16 protein-coding genes are annotated in these 17,013 nt (G+C 63.3%); 6 read left to right on the top strand and 10 right to left on the bottom strand.

Annotation, left to right across the window (positions count from 1 at the left end):
- Nucleotides 1-256 precede the first annotated feature (256 nt).
- From FJ954_RS28465 to FJ954_RS28450, 4 genes are all read right to left on the bottom strand, one after another.
- The gene (locus FJ954_RS28465; RefSeq protein ID WP_015316221.1) at nucleotides 257-637 is read right to left on the bottom strand and encodes a DCC1-like thiol-disulfide oxidoreductase family protein; all 381 of its coding nucleotides are present in this window, start codon (nucleotides 635-637) and stop codon (nucleotides 257-259) included.
- A gap of 3 nt (nucleotides 638-640) precedes the next feature.
- Nucleotides 641-1,699 (bottom strand): DMT family transporter, encoded by a 1,059-nt coding sequence (locus tag FJ954_RS28460; protein WP_140665057.1) that lies wholly within the window; start codon nucleotides 1,697-1,699, stop codon nucleotides 641-643.
- Nucleotides 1,700-1,702: 3 nt separating this feature from the next.
- Complete coding sequence (locus FJ954_RS32180; RefSeq protein WP_224529547.1) at nucleotides 1,703-1,864, bottom strand: DUF333 domain-containing protein; 162 nt, start codon at nucleotides 1,862-1,864, stop codon at nucleotides 1,703-1,705.
- Nucleotides 1,865-1,981: 117 nt separating this feature from the next.
- Nucleotides 1,982-2,275: a GYD domain-containing protein gene (locus FJ954_RS28450; RefSeq protein WP_015316219.1), complete on the bottom strand. Its 294-nt coding sequence runs from the start codon at nucleotides 2,273-2,275 to the stop codon at nucleotides 1,982-1,984.
- A 350-nt stretch (nucleotides 2,276-2,625) separates the two neighbouring features.
- Here FJ954_RS28450 and FJ954_RS28445 point away from each other — a divergent pair, with 350 nt between their 5' ends.
- Complete coding sequence (locus tag FJ954_RS28445) at nucleotides 2,626-3,684, top strand: TauD/TfdA family dioxygenase (protein ID WP_140665055.1); 1,059 nt, start codon at nucleotides 2,626-2,628, stop codon at nucleotides 3,682-3,684.
- A gap of 59 nt (nucleotides 3,685-3,743) precedes the next feature.
- Here the strand turns inward: FJ954_RS28445 and rpoD are convergent, their stop codons facing one another.
- The 3 genes from rpoD to FJ954_RS28430 all read right to left on the bottom strand — a co-directional run bounded on the left by rpoD (nucleotide 3,744) and on the right by FJ954_RS28430 (nucleotide 8,641).
- Nucleotides 3,744-5,768, bottom strand: coding sequence for an RNA polymerase sigma factor RpoD (rpoD, locus tag FJ954_RS28440; protein WP_140617795.1), 2,025 nt, complete (start codon nucleotides 5,766-5,768; stop codon nucleotides 3,744-3,746).
- 426 nt (nucleotides 5,769-6,194) lie between these two features.
- Complete coding sequence (dnaG, locus tag FJ954_RS28435) at nucleotides 6,195-8,129, bottom strand: DNA primase (protein ID WP_140665052.1); 1,935 nt, start codon at nucleotides 8,127-8,129, stop codon at nucleotides 6,195-6,197.
- Nucleotides 8,130-8,272: 143 nt separating this feature from the next.
- Nucleotides 8,273-8,641, bottom strand: a complete 369-nt coding sequence (locus tag FJ954_RS28430; RefSeq protein WP_015316215.1) for an RcnB family protein — start codon at nucleotides 8,639-8,641, stop codon at nucleotides 8,273-8,275.
- Nucleotides 8,642-9,020: 379 nt separating this feature from the next.
- Here FJ954_RS28430 and FJ954_RS28425 point away from each other — a divergent pair, with 379 nt between their 5' ends.
- The 4 genes from FJ954_RS28425 to FJ954_RS28410 all read left to right on the top strand — a co-directional run bounded on the left by FJ954_RS28425 (nucleotide 9,021) and on the right by FJ954_RS28410 (nucleotide 13,361).
- Entirely contained in the window at nucleotides 9,021-10,685 is a 1,665-nt protein-coding gene (locus FJ954_RS28425; RefSeq protein ID WP_140665049.1) for a Na/Pi cotransporter family protein, read from the top strand.
- A 130-nt stretch (nucleotides 10,686-10,815) separates the two neighbouring features.
- Complete coding sequence (locus FJ954_RS28420) at nucleotides 10,816-11,025, top strand: DUF2061 domain-containing protein (RefSeq protein WP_015316213.1); 210 nt, start codon at nucleotides 10,816-10,818, stop codon at nucleotides 11,023-11,025.
- Nucleotides 11,026-11,137: 112 nt separating this feature from the next.
- A complete protein-coding gene (locus FJ954_RS28415) occupies nucleotides 11,138-12,322 on the top strand; it encodes an MFS transporter (protein WP_140665046.1) in 1,185 nt (394 codons plus the stop codon).
- 1 nt (nucleotide 12,323) lies between these two features.
- A complete protein-coding gene (locus FJ954_RS28410; RefSeq protein WP_140665043.1) occupies nucleotides 12,324-13,361 on the top strand; it encodes a P1 family peptidase in 1,038 nt (345 codons plus the stop codon).
- 56 nt (nucleotides 13,362-13,417) lie between these two features.
- Here the strand turns inward: FJ954_RS28410 and FJ954_RS28405 are convergent, their stop codons facing one another.
- Together FJ954_RS28405 and FJ954_RS28400 are read right to left on the bottom strand one after the other, a co-directional pair.
- Nucleotides 13,418-13,975 (bottom strand): GNAT family N-acetyltransferase, encoded by a 558-nt coding sequence (locus FJ954_RS28405; protein ID WP_140665040.1) that lies wholly within the window; start codon nucleotides 13,973-13,975, stop codon nucleotides 13,418-13,420.
- Between the two features lie 52 nt (nucleotides 13,976-14,027).
- Nucleotides 14,028-14,738 (bottom strand): DNA helicase, encoded by a 711-nt coding sequence (locus FJ954_RS28400; protein ID WP_140665037.1) that lies wholly within the window; start codon nucleotides 14,736-14,738, stop codon nucleotides 14,028-14,030.
- 377 nt (nucleotides 14,739-15,115) lie between these two features.
- Here FJ954_RS28400 and FJ954_RS28395 point away from each other — a divergent pair, with 377 nt between their 5' ends.
- The gene (locus tag FJ954_RS28395) at nucleotides 15,116-16,099 is read left to right on the top strand and encodes a hypothetical protein (RefSeq protein ID WP_140665034.1); all 984 of its coding nucleotides are present in this window, start codon (nucleotides 15,116-15,118) and stop codon (nucleotides 16,097-16,099) included.
- Between the two features lie 27 nt (nucleotides 16,100-16,126).
- Here the strand turns inward: FJ954_RS28395 and FJ954_RS28390 are convergent, their stop codons facing one another.
- A complete protein-coding gene (locus FJ954_RS28390) occupies nucleotides 16,127-16,918 on the bottom strand; it encodes an alpha/beta fold hydrolase (RefSeq protein WP_140665031.1) in 792 nt (263 codons plus the stop codon).
- Nucleotides 16,919-17,013 lie beyond the last annotated feature (95 nt).

Genomic DNA, 17,013 nt, shown 5'->3' with positions numbered 1-17,013 from the left:
GACCGAAGCCGCCGCCCCCCCTACCACCGAACTTGCCGGCCATGTGCATGAACATGCGCTCGCCGAAATGATGACGGTCGGAATGATTGTGCCCAAAATTGTGCTTGTGCATTGATTGCTCCTTGAGTTCTATCTCACGATATATCTTAATTAGGAACACCCTGTCGGTGAGTCAAGATATATCTTACGATGTATCTGAACCAAGGGGTGGCGTCGAGGCGTCAGGCGCGGCAGGAATGGATGGTGTGTGAATGGGCTACCAGCGGCCCTTGCGCCGATTCCAGCCGTACAGCAGATCGGCGAAGCGATCGTAGGCAATGCGGGTCGGCGGCAGCATGAGCCGATTGCCGAACAGGCGCGCCAGCCATCCCTCGCCAGGCGTTGTCAGCCAGACCGCGATCGCCACGTCTGCACCGACCAGCAGCCTGCCCTGGGCGTCGGTCGCATGCAACCGGCGGCGGATGTCCTCCAGCGCGATGCCACGCGACGACAGCGCATCTGGCTCCAGGTTGATGTCGCGGAATTCGATCCGACCGGCCTTGACCGCCTCGACCAGCCGCCGCTTCTGCCGGCCGATGCCGGCATCGCAGACGGGACAGCGCGTGTTGTACCAGACGGTCAGCACGGGCCTGGACATGTGTCAGCCGTGATCGTGCCGGTGGTGCAGATCGGGATAATGCGGATGCTTGTGGCGCAGCGGCGCATGCCGGTGCAAGTGCGAATGCGGCTCCGTCACCGGCCCGTCATGATGATGCTGGTGGTGCTCGTCATGCACATGGCTGTGCTCATGCTCCAGCGCCTCGTGCTCATGCTCGTGATCGTGGCGTTCCGACAGATGCAACCAGAGCCCGACGCCCATCAGCAACCCTGCAATCGCCAGCTTCAGCGTCACGGCATCGCCGAGCATGACGATGGCCAGCAAGGCACCGATGAACGGCGCCAGCGAATAATAGGCTCCGGTGCGCGCCGTTCCGAGATGGCGCAGCGCCAGGATGAACATCACCAGGCTGACGCCGATGCCGAAGAAACCGACAGCCGCCGCCGAGGCGACAATCGGCGCGGCGGGAAGCGAGGCGCCGCCGATCAATGCTAGGCCGACATTGACGGTACCGGCCACGAGCCCCTTCAGCATGGCGATCACCACCGGGTCTGTGGCCGATATCCGGCGCGTGAAATTGTTGTCGAGTCCCCATGCCAGGCACGCCCCCGCGACCAGCAACGCGCCAAGGTTGAAAGTGACGCCATTACCTTGCCACGAAAGCAAAACAGCGCCAGTGAGAATGGCGAAGGCACCGAAAAGCAGGTGCCGGTCGACATTTTCGCGATAGACGAGCCAGGCGATCGCCATCGTTGCCAGCCCTTCGAGGTTGAGCAGCAATGCAGAACTGGATGCCGTGTTGAGGATGAGGCCGAACATCAGCAGGACCGGTCCAACAATGCCGCCCATGCCGATGGCCAGTGCAAGCCATGGAATATCCTCGGCGGCCAGTCGCGCCTCGCCGGCATTGGCTTGCCGGTCGCGCAACAGGCGATAGAGGGCAAGGCCAAGGCCCGCGCCGAGATATAGCAGGCCCGCAAGCATGAACGGATTGACGCTGTCGAGCAGCAGCTTGGACAGGGGCGGCGTCGCGCCGAACAAGACGGCTGAGCCGAGGGCAAGCGGTACGCCGGGCCAAAGATGCGAATGGGAATGGGTCATGGCTCACCCTATCATGGTGGCACGCCATGTCATCGACCACACCGCCAGGCACGGTTTGCGAGATCGCCCAAGGGAAGTCCGCGCCTCAGTTCCGATGCATGACGGCCCGACGCGTCTGTTGTCGCGAAACAGCGCCCACTCTTCACAGAGGCGCCCGTTGGGCAGGTGGCAAAACTCGTTGCCGGGCCTTGTCCTTCTTGATTGTCAGGCGTCCGCCAATCGCTGCGCAATGGACCGATGCGGGATTGACCGTGCCGACCTGTTTGCGCAAGGCGGATACCGTCATCCAAGCGACGAGATGATCTCGCGGTAAGCGAGCTCCGGGAAAGCCTTCATCGTCTGCGACCTGATATTGCCGCCCGCGGCCAGCATCAGCGCGAAACGCGCCAGCACCGCATCGTCGGGCGCCTCGACCACCGCCACCATGTCGAATTCGCCCATGGTCAGGTAGAACGACTTGAACGATCCTCCCATCTCGCCCAGTTGCTTCCTGGCGGCGTCGAGGCGCTTGGGCGAGTCGCGCACGTTCTTGGCGCCGTGCTCGGTCCAGTTCATCAGCATGATGTAGGTCGTCATGGTAGGCCTCTCTCCGGGGCCACGGAGCACGGCACTCAGGCCATGGGCTTGTCGACACGGCCTCGGCCGGGGCTGGCTTTCGAGGTTGTCGCCCGAAAATGCATCCGACGCCGGAGTATCCTCCCACTGCCGACATCCTGCAAGCGCTACCGCGCGGGAACCCAATGCCGAGCGGGCGCGACCTCCCGCCAGCCGACACAACAAAGGCGCTGGCAGGCATCAACCGCAAATCAGCCGGCTGCGTTCAGGTAAAGCCGGTTTAAAAACCCGCCGGATTGCGGCAATCTCCGTCGTGGCCCCCAGGCCGGCAAATACCCCATCCGGGGCCAATCCAGCCGCAGGAGAGCTTCATGCGCGAGACATCAGAGCTGCCGCCGGAACAGATCGAAATTCCCGCCGCCTGGATCGGCGAGGACATGGCGAAGCATCCTGAAAAATGGCTGGTCGACCTGGAGCCAGAGGACGTCGCGGAGTTGGAAGCTGCCGCAACCGGCTTTCTCGCCGGCTCGCACGATATCGGCAGTCTGGCCAAGGCTCATTTCCCCTTGCCCCGGCTTGCCGGCCACCTTGCCGCGCTTCGCGAAAAACTGATTGCCGGAATTGGCTTCGAGGTGCTGCGCGGTCTCCCGGTCGAGAGATATTCCGCCGAGATGACGGCAACGATCTTCCGCGGGGTTGGCGCCCATCTGGGAAGCGCTCGGTCCCAGAATGCCCAGGGCCATATACTCGGCCATGTCCGCGACATCGGCGCCGACGCCAGGGACCCCAGGACACGCATCTACCAGACGTCGGAACGCCAGACATTTCACACCGATTCCGCCGATGTCGTCGGCCTGCTCTGCCTGCGCGATGCCATGCAAGGCGGCGAGTCCCTGCTGGTAAGCACGGTGACGATCTACAACGAGATGCGCAAGAGACGGCCCGATCTGGTTCGCCTGCTGTTCGATCCGATTGCCACCGACCGGCGCGGCGAGATCCCGGAAGGCGAAAAGCCCTACTTCGAAATCCCGGTGCTCAACTGGCATGCCGGACTGCTGACCGGCATCTATCAGCGTCAGTACATCGACAGCGCGCAGCGCTTCCCCGATGCCATGCGCCTCACTCTAGCCCATGTCGAGGCGCTGGATCTTTTCGACAGCCTTGCCAATGATGTCAGGCTGAACCTGTCGATGCGGCTCCGGCCTGGCGACATGCAGTTCGTCTACAATCATTCGCTTCTTCACGACCGCATGGGCTTTCGCGATTGGCCGGATCCCGACAAGCGGCGCCATATGCTGCGCCTGTGGCTGTCGGTCCCCGGCGACCGTCCGCTGCCTGACTGCTTCCGGCAGCGCTATGGCTCGATAGAGATCGGCAACCGGGGCGGCATCACCGTCAAGGGCGCGCGGCTGAACGTGCCGTTGCTTTGACGCCCGAAACGAAAAAGGGCGCCGATCGGCGCCCTTAACTGTTCGCGACAAAAATGAACTCAGCTATCGAGGAAGCTGCGCAGCTTGCGCGAGCGGCTCGGGTGCTTGAGCTTGCGCAGCGCCTTGGCTTCGATCTGGCGGATACGCTCGCGGGTGACCGAGAACTGCTGGCCGACCTCTTCCAGCGTGTGGTCGGTGTTCATGCCGATGCCGAAGCGCATGCGCAACACGCGCTCCTCGCGCGGGGTGAGTGAAGCCAGAACGCGCGTGGTGGTCTCGCGCAGATTGGCCTGGATCGCCGCGTCGATCGGCAGGATCGCCATCTTGTCCTCGATGAAATCACCCAGATGCGAATCCTCCTCGTCGCCCACAGGCGTTTCGAGCGAGATCGGCTCCTTGGCGATCTTCAAGACCTTGCGCACTTTTTCGAGCGGCATGGCGAGCTTCTCGGCCAGTTCCTCCGGCGTCGGCTCGCGGCCGATCTCGTGCAACATCTGGCGCGAGGTGCGCACGATCTTGTTGATCGTCTCGATCATGTGCACCGGAATGCGGATGGTGCGCGCCTGGTCGGCGATCGAACGCGTGATCGCCTGCCTGATCCACCATGTCGCGTAGGTCGAGAACTTGTAGCCGCGGCGGTACTCGAATTTGTCGACGGCCTTCATCAGGCCGATATTGCCTTCCTGGATCAGGTCGAGGAACTGCAGGCCACGATTGGTGTATTTCTTGGCGATGGAGATGACGAGGCGCAGATTGGCCTCGACCATTTCCTTCTTGGCGATCGCGGCTTCGCGCTCGCCCTTCTGCACCTGGTTGACGATCTTTCGGAATTCCAGGATCGAAATGGCCGTTTCCGTGGCCAGATTCTGGATCTCGGCGCGCAAATCCTTGATCGCGTCCTTCTCGTTCTTGGTGAATTCCTTCCAGCCGCGCGAGGTCAGGTTGGCGATCGAACGCGTCCAGTTGGGGTCGAGTTCCGAGCCCTGATATTCCTTCAGGAATTCCTCGCGGCGCACGCCATAGCTTTCGGCCAGGCGCAACAGCTTGCCCTCGTTCTGCACCAGCCGCTTGTTGATGTCGTAGAGCTGCTCGACCAGCGCCTCGATGCGCGCCGTGTTGAGCGACAGCGACTTCACCGCCTTGATCAGCTGGTCCTTCAGCTCCTTCAGCCGGCGGTCCTGGCTGGGCGACAGCGTGCCGGCGGCGGCCAGACGGTTCTCGACCTGCTGGTCCTGCAGCTTCCTGAGCTTCTTGTAGGTGTCGGCGATGACGTCGAGCGTCTCCATCACCTGCGGGCGGAGTTCCGCTTCCATCGCCGCCAGCGACAGGCTCGCCTCGTCCTCGTCTTCCTCGTCGTCATCGCCGATGCCGCGCGTGTCGGCGCCGACATTGGTGATGTCGTCTTCGTCGTCGCGTCCGCGACGCGACTTTTCCTCGACCTTGGGTGCTTCCTCGACGCGTTCGACCACCGGCGCCTGCTTGGCTTCGGGGCCGGCATAGGTGGCTTCGAGGTCGATGATCTCGCGCAGCAGGATCTTGGATTCGTTGAGCTCGTCGCGCCAGATGATGATGGCCTGGAAGGTCAGCGGGCTTTCGCACAGGCCCGCAATCATCGTCTCGCGCCCGGCCTCGATGCGCTTGGCGATGGCGATTTCGCCTTCGCGCGACAGAAGCTCGACCGAGCCCATCTCGCGCAAATACATGCGCACCGGATCGTCGGTGCGGTCGGTCGGCTCTTTCTTGGTGGTGGTGGCGGCGACCGCGGTGCCGGTCTGCTCGGCCAGCTCGTTGGCGTCTTCCTCGGCATCGGCGGCGGTGTCGCTGGCCTCGGCCTCTTCGCCCTGCTCGTCGTCCTCGACGACGTTGATGCCCATGTCGGACAGCATCGCCATCGTGTCCTCGATCTGCTCGGAGGTCACTTCCTCGGAAGGCAGCACCGAATTCAGCTCGTCCATGGTGACATAGCCGCGCTTCTTGGCGGCCTTGATCATCTTCTTGACAGCATCATCGGAAAGGTCGAGCAGAGGCCCATCGGTGGCGCCTTCGCGTTCGGTCTCGACCTCTTCCTTTTCCTTTGTCGCCATAGTCTTTATCTTCTCCTAGCGGCCGGCCATCGGGGCCGCGTAAGCTGTCGGACCAGTCAAATCGGATACGCCCGTTTTCTAAACGCGCCTTACCCGGCCCACAAACTGCATCCACTCTTTTGTTTGGTGCATGCCGTTGCCCCAAAACCGGGTTTCACTCTTGGGCGGCATACATTAAGTCCAGATTAACCCTGATATCTGTGGCAGGCGGGCCGCCTGTCCAGTGACCAAGTACCTTGCATCGCTTGTTTCCCGTCGACGCGGGTGCGGGTTAACGTTTCGAATCGTCCTGATTCCGTCATTCTGTCCGAAGGTCAAGCGCCTCTGGCATGATTCGCATGAAAAAAGCGAATCAATTACCCGACTTAGCGCACCGCGCCCCCAAGGGAAGCGCGGCCGCGCCTTCATTCCTGCACTCAGCTGCACTTAGGCTCGCCCAGCCCTGCCCGACGAAACGCCAAATCCTTCGATCAGCGCTTCCGTCGCTTGTACATCCTGAAACTGCGCCTGAATTTCGATCAGATGGCGGAAATTTTCGTCCGAAGGGTCCGCCTCGAGCGCCGCTTCCGCCTGTTTCAGCTCCTTATGTAAGGTGCGCGCGCTGCGCTGCAAGTGCAACGCCTGGTTCAGGGCGTCGCGGGCGTCCTCGAGCGCCGCCGTCTCCAGCGCCGGCCATTGCCGCGCCCGCTTGATCAGGCCGACGGCGCGCTCCCAGATCTCGGCGCAGCCGGCCCGCTCGATCGTCGCCACCACGGCGTGGCGGTCGTTAGCCATGTCATGCGCCATCGCATCGAGGATGGCGGCATGCAGCCGGGTCAGATCGGAATTGGCGAGATCGAGGAACTCGACATGAGCGAAGTTCTCGTCGATCAGCGCCGGATGGTTGATCAAGGCGACGATGATCGTCGCCTCGCGCACCGACATCCCTTCGCTGCCGCGCTTGACCAGCGCGGATTGGCCGAGGCTTTCGGTGATCGTCATGCGGCCGCCGCCAGGCTTGGCGAATTGGCCACCGGGTGCGTTTGCCTTGCCCTGCCCCGGTTTCCAGTCCTGGCGGCCTTGGCGCGCATTGCGCTGCGAGCCGAAGAAGCTCAGCACCCGCTCGCGCATTTCCTGCTGGTAGTGGTAGCGCGTGCTTTCGTCGCGGATGCGGCTGCTGAGTTCCCGCAGCGTCTGTCCCAATTCCGCCCGCCGCTCCGGCGTGTCGAAGACGCCGCCCGCAGTCTCGCGCATCCACAGGAGGTCGACCAGCGGCCGCGCATCGGCCAGCACGGCGCGGAAGGCATCCGGCCCCTCGGCCTTGACCAGGTCGTCGGGATCCTTGCCTTCCGGCAGCAGCGCGAAGCGCGCCGAGCGTCCGGCCTGTACCGACGGAAGCGCCATGTCGGCGGCCCGCCACGCCGCCTTCAGCCCGGCCTTGTCGCCGTCGAAGCACAGCATCGGCTCCGGCGCCATGCGCCACAACAATTCGAGCTGGTTTTCGGTAAGCGCGGTACCGAGCGGCGCCACGACATTCTCGAAGCCGGCCTGCGCCAGCGCGATCACGTCCATGTAGCCCTCGACGGCGATGACCGTACCGCCTTTCGCCAATGCCTTGCGGGCGCGGGCGAAATTGTAGAGCACATTGCCCTTGTGGAAGAGCTCGGTGTCGGGCGAGTTCATGTATTTGGCGAGCGCATCGGGCGCCAGCGCGCGACCGCCGAAGGCGATGATCTTGCCGCGCGAATCCGGGATCGGGAACATGATGCGGTCGCGGAACCAGTCATACGAGACCGGAATATCGTCGCCATGGCGCACCAGCCCGCAGGCTTCGATATCGGCCTTTGGCACGCCCTTGGCCGCCAGATGTTCCTTCAGCGCATTGCGGCTGTCGGGCGCGAAGCCGAGCCGGAACGACTGCTGCGTCGCCGGCGTCAGCCCACGGTCGCGCAGATAGGCGCGGGCTTTGGCGCCTTCAGGCCCTTGCAGGCGCTCCTGGAAGAAGACGGTCGCCATTTCCATGACGTCGGTCAGGCTGGCGCGTTCCTTCTCGCGCCGTTCTTCCTGCGCATCGCGAACCGGCATCGGCACGCCGGCCATGTCGGCGATCTTCTCGACGGCCTCGGGAAAGCTCAATCCCTCGAGTTCGGTGAGGAACTTGAAATGGTCGCCCGAGACCGAGCAGCCGAAACAGTGGTAACGCCCCTTCTTGTCCTCGCAGTGGAAAGACGGGCTCTTTTCGCCATGAAACGGGCAGCACGCCCAATAATCGCCACGCGAGGCATTGGTCTTCTTGCGATCCCACGCGACGCGCAGGCCGATAACCGATGAAATCGGCACGCGGTCGCGGATCTCGTCGAGAAAGGCGGGTGGAAAGCGCATTAGGGAACTCGTTTCCCCACCATATAATCATGCCCGCGATTTCAGACGACCCCTAATGCGGACGATGCCCGGTTTCCACAGGCCAGATAGAAAGGCGGCCATTGCGGACCGCCTTTCTTTTTCAGTCCGGCACCAGTCGGAACTTACTGCGCGGCAAGCGCGCCGAAGATGACGCCGGAGAGGATGCCGACCAGCACATAGTCGTTGCCGACGCGGATCCATTCCTGGCCGCGGCCGGGACGGTGCAGGCCGTAGCGGCCATAGTCGCGGATCGGCCGGTGCTGCCTCCAGCCGGAATATTTCTGGCCATTGCGCCAGTTGTTCCGCTTCACCACGACCTTCTTCTTGAACACACGCTTTTTCATATCCCGGTGGTCGCCGGGCCTCTGCCAGTCGACCTTGGTGTAGTTCGACTGTGGCGCGACCGGAGCATTCATCGGCGCTGCCTGGCCGGTGAGTGAGGTGGCGGCCAGCATCGAGAAAGCCAGAGCGGAAAGAACAATGCGTTTCATCGGAAGTCTCCTTGGTTGTCGATGCCAGAGGAATAGCGGCCAGGGGATGAACCAAAACTGAACGCCAGCATTACAATTGTGTAATGAATCTCGCTGTTTATCCCGAAGATTTGAACATAAGCGCAAGCAGCGGCGCCAACACCCTCGCAGGTCCGGCCGACCCACGGCTCAAGCCCGTGCAACCATTTGCGGACCCGTCCATTTTCCGACACCGGCCGTCGCCTCGCGGCGAGCCCTTGAAATCGACAAATTTTTATTATCCGGCTAAAATATTCCGGCTATATTCCAAGGCTGCCATGACCATGATTCGTACCTTCGCTTTAACCACCGGTCGCCATGCTGCCCACCGCGCGCGCCATGCCGGCATGCGGGCGCCGCGATGAGCGGCTCGGTCGTCCTCCTGCATCTGGCCGGCGCGGTGGCGCTGATGCTGTTTGCCACCCGCATGGTCAAGACCGGCGTCGAACGGGCCTATGGCGACGTGCTGCGTCATCGCCTGCGCGCCACCATGCGCAATCCGATCATGGCGGTGCTGGCCGGCACCGGCCTTGCGATCGCGCTGCAAAGCTCCACCGCCGTCACCTTGCTGGTCGGCTCCTTCGCCGGTTCAGGCATCGTCTCGGGCGCCGCCGGTCAGTTGGCCGTGCGTGGCGCCGAGATCGGCTCGGCTCTGGTGGTCAAGCTTCTGACCTTCGACCTCACGCTGCTGGTGCCGCTCTGCCTGATTGCCGGCACGGTGATGTTCATGGCCACGGAGCGGCGCGACTGGCGCCAGACCGGCCGCATCCTGGTCGGCATCGGTCTCCTGATCCTGTCCCTCGAAATGATCGGCCAGGCGTCCGAGCCGCTGCGCAACAGCCAGCTGCTGCCGGTCATCCTCAATTACTTCTCCACCGATTCCATCACCGCGTACCTGCTGGCGGCAATGATCACCTGGCTGTTCCAGTCGAGCATCGCGGCGGTGCTGTTGATGGCGACGCTGGCCGGCCGTGGCTTGATCAGCCCTGAACTCGGCCTTGTCCTCATCCTCGGCGTCAATCTCGGTTCGTCGCTGATCGCGCCGATGCTGACACGCTCGGCCAGTCCCGAAGTGCGTGTCGTGCCGGTCGGCAACCTCTTGATGCGCGGGCTGGGTTCGCTGGTCATGCTGATCCTGTTCATGATCTTCCGGCCGCATGTTGCCTTTCTCGGCCCGACGGCGGCCGATCAGATCGTCAACGCCCATATCCTGTTCAACGTGGTCATCCTGCTCGCCGGCCTGCCGCTGGCCGGTCTGGTCTACCGAGCCTCCGAAAGGATCGTGGCGCTCGGCGCCAAACCGGCGCCGGCCGCTGCGCTCGACGTCGTCGAACTGTCGGCGCTCAACGAAAGCGCGATCGATGTGCCGAGCCAGGCCCTGGCCAACGCCACACGCGAGGTGGTGCGTGTCTGCGAGACGGTCGAGATCATGCTCAAGCGCATCATCGAACTCTATGAGGACGCCGACTCGGACAAGATCAAGGCGCTGGCGGCCCTCGACGACCGTGTCGACCGCAGGCACGCGGCCATAAAGCTCTACCTCGCCAAGGTCACCAGGAATCCGATGACCGAAGACGAGGCGCTGCGCTGCCAGGAGCTGATCGGCGCCTGCGTCAAGCTCGAGCAGGTCGGCGACATCATCGTGCGCAACATGCTGGTGCATGTGAAGAAGAAATTCGACCGCGGGCTGGAATTCACCGACGAAGGCTGGAGCGAATTGTGCGCCTTCCATGGCTCGGTGTTGGCCAATGCCCGGCTCGCCTTCAACGTCCTGGTCTCGCGCGATCCCGAAACCGCGCGCCAGCTCGTGCTGGAAAAGGACCGGCTGCGCGACCGCGAGAAGGAAACCAGCGCCAGCCATTTTATGCGCCTGCGCGAAGGCACCGCCAAAAGCGTCGAAACCAGCTCGATCCACCTCGACACCATCCGCGACCTGAAGCAGATCAACTCGCTGCTGGCCTCGATGGCCTACCCGGTTCTGGAAGAGCGCGGCCTGCTCACGGGATCAAGGCTGAAGGCGAGCTGACCGGCGGAAGCTTCCTGCAATCGCACCGATTTGGAACACGCTTCCATCATTCGGGAAAGAACGCCAAATTTAGCCTTTGCTTATCCAGCCATCCGTCGGCTAAGCATCCGTTTCCACCGGGAGGAAATCGATGGATACCCATTCGCGCAGTTTCGCCAAGGCGCTTTCCTGGCGCGTGACCGGCACCATCGATACGATGATCATCTCGCTGGTGGTGACCGGAAGCATCAAGCTTGCGGCCGCCATCGGGGTGACGGAGGTCTTCACCAAGTCGCTGCTCTACTATTTTCATGAACGGGCATGGCTGAAGATTCCTTACGGACGCAAGTCCGTGACCTGATGGGCTTGCGATCGATCGGCCCCGTCAAGAAAACCTAAACCGGCGACAAAAATTTCTGGATTGCCTGCTACGGCCATCCATGGTTTGAGCCTGCATTCGGGGGTTCCTTTTCATGTCGCTGCCGCTCATCGCCCTGTTCATCGCTGCCTTCGCTTTCGGCACCACCGAATTCGTCATCGCCGGCATGCTGCCGCAGGTGGCGCAGGGGCTAGGCGTTTCGGTTCCTTCCGCCGGCTACCTCGTCTCCGGCTATGCCTGCGGCATCGCCATCGGCGGGCCGCTGCTGGCGCTCGCCACCAAGGGCCTGTCGCGCAAGACCTTGCTGCTTGGCCTCGCCGTCGTCTTCACCCTCGGCCAGGCGGCCTGCGCGCTGGCACCCGACTTCACCTCGATGCTGTTGCTGCGCATTGCCGTGGCTGTCGCGCATGGCGCTTATTTCGGCGTCGCCATGGTGGTCGCCGTCGGCCTTGTGCGCGAGGATCAGCGCGGCATGGCGGTCGCCGTCATCCTGTCGGGTCTCACCGTCTCCAACGTCATCGGCGTGCCGGCCGGCACCGCCATCGGCAACATCTGGGGATGGCGCGCGACTTTCTGGGTGATGTGCGCGCTGGGCGTGGCGGCAACGCTCGCCATGGCGGCCTTGCTGCCGCGCACCACCGGATATCAGGCCAAGGCGGTGAGCCTTGCCAGCGAAGTCCGCGTCCTGGCGCGCCAGCAGGTCTGGACTTCGCTGATCCTGATGCTGATGCTGATGCTCGGCCAGTTCTGCCTGTTCACCTACATCACCCCGACGCTGCTGGAGGTCACCGGACTCGATGAAAACCTGGTGCCCTGGGTGCTGCTGCTCAACGGCGTCGGCGCCACGCTTGGCGTCTTCCTGGGCGGCAAACTGTCCGACTGGAAACTGATGCCGTCGCTGATAGCCATGCTTGCCCTGCAGGCGGTGACGCTGGCCATCATCTATGCCGTCAGCCCCTATCCCGTGCCGATGGTCGTCGCGATCATCGTCTGGGGCGGCCTCAACTTCGCCATCGGCACGCCGATCCAGACCCGCATCCTGGCCTGGACGGCCGACGCCTCCAACCTCGCCGCCTCGCTCATCCCGTCCGGCTTCAATATCGGCATCGCGCTGGCCGCATCGCTGGGTGCCGCCATGCTCAATGCCGGCTACGGCTATCGCAGCCTGTCGCTTGTTGGCGCCTTTGCGATGCTCGTCGCCGTCATTGTGGCTGTCATCTCCCATCTTTGGGAACGGCGCAGCGACATCGGCCCGCCGGTACCGGCGGCCGCCGAATAAGATGGCAAGGACTGTCGCCGATTTCGGCCTGACCTGCGGCACCTTGCAGGCGGGCACGCAAAACGCGATCACCGACGTGCCTGGCGTGCGCGTCGGTCACTGCACGCTGCGCGACGGCGACATCAACACCGGCGTGACCGCGATCCTGCCGCATGGCGGAAACCTGTTCCGCACCAAGGTGATGGCGGCAAGCCATGTCATCAACGGCTTCGGCAAGACCGTCGGGCTGATGCAGGTCAAGGAACTCGGCACCATCGAGACGCCTATTCTCTTGACCAACACGCTCTCGGTCGGCACCTGCGCCACGGCGCTGATCCGTGACGCCATCCGCCAGAACCTCGATATCGGCCGCGCCACCGGAACGGTCAATCCGGTGGTCGGTGAATGCAATGACGGTCCGTTGAACGACATCCAGGCCATGGCGATATCAGAGCAGCATGCCCTTGCCGCGCTGGCGGATGCCCGAGAAGGCGCGTTCGAACAGGGCAATGTCGGCGCCGGAACGGGAATGAGCTGCTTCGGCTTCAAGGGCGGCGTCGGCTCGGCCTCCAGGAAAATCGCGCTTGCCGGCGGACATCATCTTGGCGTTCTCGTCCTGTCGAATTTCGGCAGGGCCGGCGACCTCGTCCTGCCCGATGGGCGCCGGCCCGACCCCAGGCGGGAGGCCGAGGCCGAACGCGGCTCGATCATCGTCGTTCTGGCGACCGATGTGCCGCTCGAACACCGCCAGCTCGAGCGCCTGGCACGCCGCGCCGGCGCCGGCATCGCCAGGCTCGGCTCCTTCTGGGGCAATGGCAGCGGGGACATCGCCATCGCCTTCAGCACCGGCAACCCGGTCGACCACGATGAAAACCGAGATCTGGTGCCGCTGCTCGCGCTCAACGAAGCACGCATCGACATTCTCTTCCGGGCGGCGGCGGAGGCGACGCAAGAGGCGGTGCTGAACTCCATGCTGTCCGCCGAGGCATTCACCGGCATGGCCGGCACGCATCGCGCATCGCTCGCCGACTGGCTGCGCGACCTGCCCGAAAGGCGATAGATAGGCGCAGAAAACGCCATCAGATGGCCTCCGGCGTGGAGTTTCCAAACGGTCTCTTACAAATCGATCCGAAACCGCAGGCTCTGCACCCCGCCATAGGCGGCATCCTCGAAGAAGCGCTCGACGAGTTTGCCGCCATTGGCCAGAATCACCTTGTGCGAGGCCGGATTGCCCGGCTTGGCGGTGATCTCGATATGGGGAAGGCCTACCGCCCTCGCCTCGTCCAGCATCAGCCGCAACGCTTCGGTGGCGTAGCCGCGCTGCCGCTTCCAGGGCACGACGGCGTAGCCGATATGACCAAGCACGTGCGAAGGCAGTTCCGCCGTGCCCTTCTGCCAGCGAAAGCCGATCGAGCCCGCCGCCTCGCCGTCCCAGATCCAGCGGCGGAAGCCCGGCAGGCGTGGCACCCGTGTCCCGTCGGGCAAGGCGATGGGCGGCCCCTTGGCTTCGGGATCGTCGAGGCTGGCCAGGAACGCCACCGGGTCTTCCTCTATTGCCGCAAGCTGCTCGCGCGTCGCTTCCAGGAGCCGCACATTGTCCGGCGACCAGCCGCGTTCGAGCGCCGCCTTGTAGCTCGGCAGATGTTCAAGCGCCGGTTTGACGATCTCGACCATGATCGATGCCTCCTGAAAAACGCTGCAGGCATAGCCTTGGACAGCAGGGGGCTCAAGCCGCCTGGAAGTGTATCTCTCCCTTGTTCAGGAAGCAGGTCTTGCTGAACAGCGACAGGTCGAGCGGATTGGGCAGCCTGATATCGTCGATATCGGGGACTGGTTTTTTCGACAGTTCGTACGAACGGTCGACCTGCGCGATGAAGACCAGGATAAGTCCCCTGTCGCGCGCGAATGATCGCAGCCTGCGTATCTGGATCGTCAGATCCGGATTTTCCCGCTTCTGGTCGAGCAATTGCAGGTAGTCGATCACCACCAGCGTGCCGGCCCCGGCCGAGGCCAGCCGCGCCACCATGTAGTCGGCCGAGATGGCATCGGAACTGTCGAATTCGAACCGACCCTCGAATTGCCGTGGCTCGACCCCGATCGCGCGGAAGCGGTCGAGAATGTCCGCCTGCGTATATTCCAACGTGAAGAACACGCTGCGCCGGCCGCGCCTCATGGCTTCGACCGCCAGTTCCAGGCTCATCAGCGTCTTGCCCTGGCCCGGCCGCGCGCCGACCAGCAAGAGGTCGCCGGGCGCCAGTTGTGCAAACAATCTGCCTGCGGGCCCAGTTTCCGCGGCCTTCGCCGCAAGCAGGCTCCAGCTCGCGAAACCTTCTTGTGCCGCAATACGGTCGAGCGCCTGGTGGAGCGGTATTTTCACCTCGCGGGACAACAGCCTGGCTTGACGCTTCAGATGATAGACGGGCCAAAACAGCCTCATCGCAAAACCTCCTGGTGCGAGCAGTTTTTGCAACCCCTCCTTATGCCTGGTGCTCGAACAGTCGGTCCGGTGATTGGATGGCCCCGCATGAACGATGCTTTCCCGGCGGAGGGAGGAGGCGTGGGCCACGCCAGAATCAGATCATAGCCCAATCGCGCCGGCTCGAAAATCGGGCGTTCGTAGATATGGAGGCTCCCGCCGCAAGCCTTGACCCAGCATGTCCGTTTATGGATGGTTGCGCGTCGGCCTGGTCTTTTCGCGCCTACTTGCCGGTGCGCTAAACAAGATGTGTTTCGCCTGGCGGCGCGCCGCGTTTTATGATCGCCTCGGGTGATTCCGCGGGGATCACAAACGGCTTCGACAGGAGAATGGGTCCGGTGCGGTTGAGATCTGTCCCGTTGGGTGTCGTTACGTTCCTCGGTCTCCTCGTCGTCGTCATGGCCTTGATGGCATCGGCCCGGTCCTTTGCCGCGCCATCGGCCATTCCGGCCTGGCTGCAGGCCCATGTCGGAGATGGCGATGGCCAGATTTCACAAGTGGTGCTGGAGCGGGCGCGCGCGCTTTACCTGAAAAAAGTCGCCCAGGGCGTCGTCCGGAACCCCTGCTACTTCGCCATGGACGCCACCCGTCCCGGCGATTTGGGCAATGGCGTGCTCGGGCGCCGCTACTATGTCGTATGCGAAGCCAGCCAGTCGTTTCGCGCGATTTCGTCGGGGCACGGCGGCGGCCGCAACCTGAAAGGCACGGTGGATTTCTCCAATGGCAGGCGCTGCGCCAGGAATTTCGGCAATGCCATGGATTCGGAACTGACCGCCGGCGGTCCCTACATGACCCGCGAGGCGAAAACCTCGTTCAAGGGCTATTATCGCATCGGCGCCAAACAGGACGTGGCTTTCCAGCGCACCTTCATCCAGTTCGACGGCGAAGGCGAAGCCGCCAACGCAAGGCAGCGCGTGATCGGCGGCCACGCGGCGCAGGTGCTGCGCGGCATGTGCCTGCGCAAGAGCCCGAGCAGTTCCTATGCCGACCATGACGGCTTCGTGCCGTTCGGCAAGCTGGTGGACTATGCCGGCGGCCGCAGCAATGGCTGCACCAGCTGGTCGCCGGCCGATGCCAGGCAGCTCATCTCGATGGTGAAGGACAACCCCACCACGCTCTATATCTATCCGGAATCGCGCGACATCGCCGCCGTGGCAAACGGCCATTCCGGTTCAGGCACCTACTGGAACGCATCCTGCCTGAAAGAGATCGGTACGCCGAAATTCTGGCCGCGAAAAACCCTCGAGCCGGTCATTGCCCAGTACAAGAAGGACCATCCGGCGGCGCCCCCGCAGCCACTGCCGATGTGCAAGGAGCCGTGAGATGGAGCCACGGCACCCTGCTCCGGCTCAGTGCAGGAAATCGAGCACGGCCTGCATGAACTCGGTGGGGTATTCCACGTTCGACAGGTGAACCGCGGGCAGCACGACAAGCTTCGCCCCGGGCACGGCTGCCGCGATCAGTTCGCTGTGGCTGGCCGCCGTCACCGTGTCGTGCTGGCCGGCGATTACCAATGTCGGCCGGTCGATCAGGGCCACCGTGCGGCGAAGGTCGGCGTCGCGAACCGCGGCGAACAGACCCGCCAGGCCCAGACGGTCGATCTCAAGCAACATGGCGCGGAATTTCTCGATGACGGGCTCGTTGGCCGCCACCATGCCGGACGGGAACCAGTTGTTGAGGAACACTTCGGTGGTTTCCGACATGTCCGGCGCCTGCCGCACGACGGCGATCCGCTCGTCGAAATAACTTGCCGGCGAGAGGTGAGATGAAGTGTTGCTCAGGATCAGCCGGTCGACCCGCTCGGGCGCGTGGATGCCAAGCCACTGCCCAACGAAACCGCCCAGCGACAGGCCGAGGAAATGCACCTGGCCAAGGCCGAGCGCGTCGATGAGTTCGATCACGTCGCGGCCAAGCCGGTCGAGCGAATAGGCGCCGACCGGCACGCTCGATCCGCCATGGCCGCGAAAATCGTAGCGCAGAACGCGGAAATGCCTGGACAGTTCGCCGATCTGGCCATCCCACATGTGCAGCGTCGTGGCGATGGAGTTGGACAGCACCAGCACCGGTTGCCCAGCGTCACCGTCGAGCCGGTAGGCGATGCGCGTGCCGTCGCCGACAGTCACGAAATTCAGCTCACTCATGATTAAAATCCTTTTGGAACGTTGAATGAGGCAAAGCGTAGCTGTGGCCGGGATTTGGTGATATTACAAAGATAGGACAATCTCTGTAATCAAAG

Origin of the sequence: Mesorhizobium sp. B2-3-15 (assembly GCF_006442875.1) — a bacterium.
Classification (GTDB): Bacteria; Pseudomonadota; Alphaproteobacteria; order Rhizobiales; family Rhizobiaceae; genus Mesorhizobium; species Mesorhizobium australicum.
This window is presented reverse-complemented; position numbering and strand designations above follow the sequence as displayed.

Coding starts and splice junctions, on each gene's coding strand:
- FJ954_RS28465 (WP_015316221.1), bottom strand. CDS start 637: ATGTCCAGGCCCGTGCTGACCGTCTGGTACAACACGCGCTGTCCCGTC.
- FJ954_RS28460 (WP_140665057.1), bottom strand. CDS start 1,699: ATGACCCATTCCCATTCGCATCTTTGGCCCGGCGTACCGCTTGCCCTC.
- FJ954_RS28450 (WP_015316219.1), bottom strand. CDS start 2,275: ATGACGACCTACATCATGCTGATGAACTGGACCGAGCACGGCGCCAAG.
- FJ954_RS28445 (WP_140665055.1), top strand. CDS start 2,626: ATGCGCGAGACATCAGAGCTGCCGCCGGAACAGATCGAAATTCCCGCC.
- rpoD (WP_140617795.1), bottom strand. CDS start 5,768: ATGGCGACAAAGGAAAAGGAAGAGGTCGAGACCGAACGCGAAGGCGCC.
- dnaG (WP_140665052.1), bottom strand. CDS start 8,129: ATGCGCTTTCCACCCGCCTTTCTCGACGAGATCCGCGACCGCGTGCCG.
- FJ954_RS28430 (WP_015316215.1), bottom strand. CDS start 8,641: ATGAAACGCATTGTTCTTTCCGCTCTGGCTTTCTCGATGCTGGCCGCC.
- FJ954_RS28425 (WP_140665049.1), top strand. CDS start 9,021: ATGAGCGGCTCGGTCGTCCTCCTGCATCTGGCCGGCGCGGTGGCGCTG.
- FJ954_RS28420 (WP_015316213.1), top strand. CDS start 10,816: ATGGATACCCATTCGCGCAGTTTCGCCAAGGCGCTTTCCTGGCGCGTG.
- FJ954_RS28415 (WP_140665046.1), top strand. CDS start 11,138: ATGTCGCTGCCGCTCATCGCCCTGTTCATCGCTGCCTTCGCTTTCGGC.
- FJ954_RS28410 (WP_140665043.1), top strand. CDS start 12,324: ATGGCAAGGACTGTCGCCGATTTCGGCCTGACCTGCGGCACCTTGCAG.
- FJ954_RS28405 (WP_140665040.1), bottom strand. CDS start 13,975: ATGGTCGAGATCGTCAAACCGGCGCTTGAACATCTGCCGAGCTACAAG.
- FJ954_RS28400 (WP_140665037.1), bottom strand. CDS start 14,738: ATGAGGCTGTTTTGGCCCGTCTATCATCTGAAGCGTCAAGCCAGGCTG.
- FJ954_RS28390 (WP_140665031.1), bottom strand. CDS start 16,918: ATGAGTGAGCTGAATTTCGTGACTGTCGGCGACGGCACGCGCATCGCC.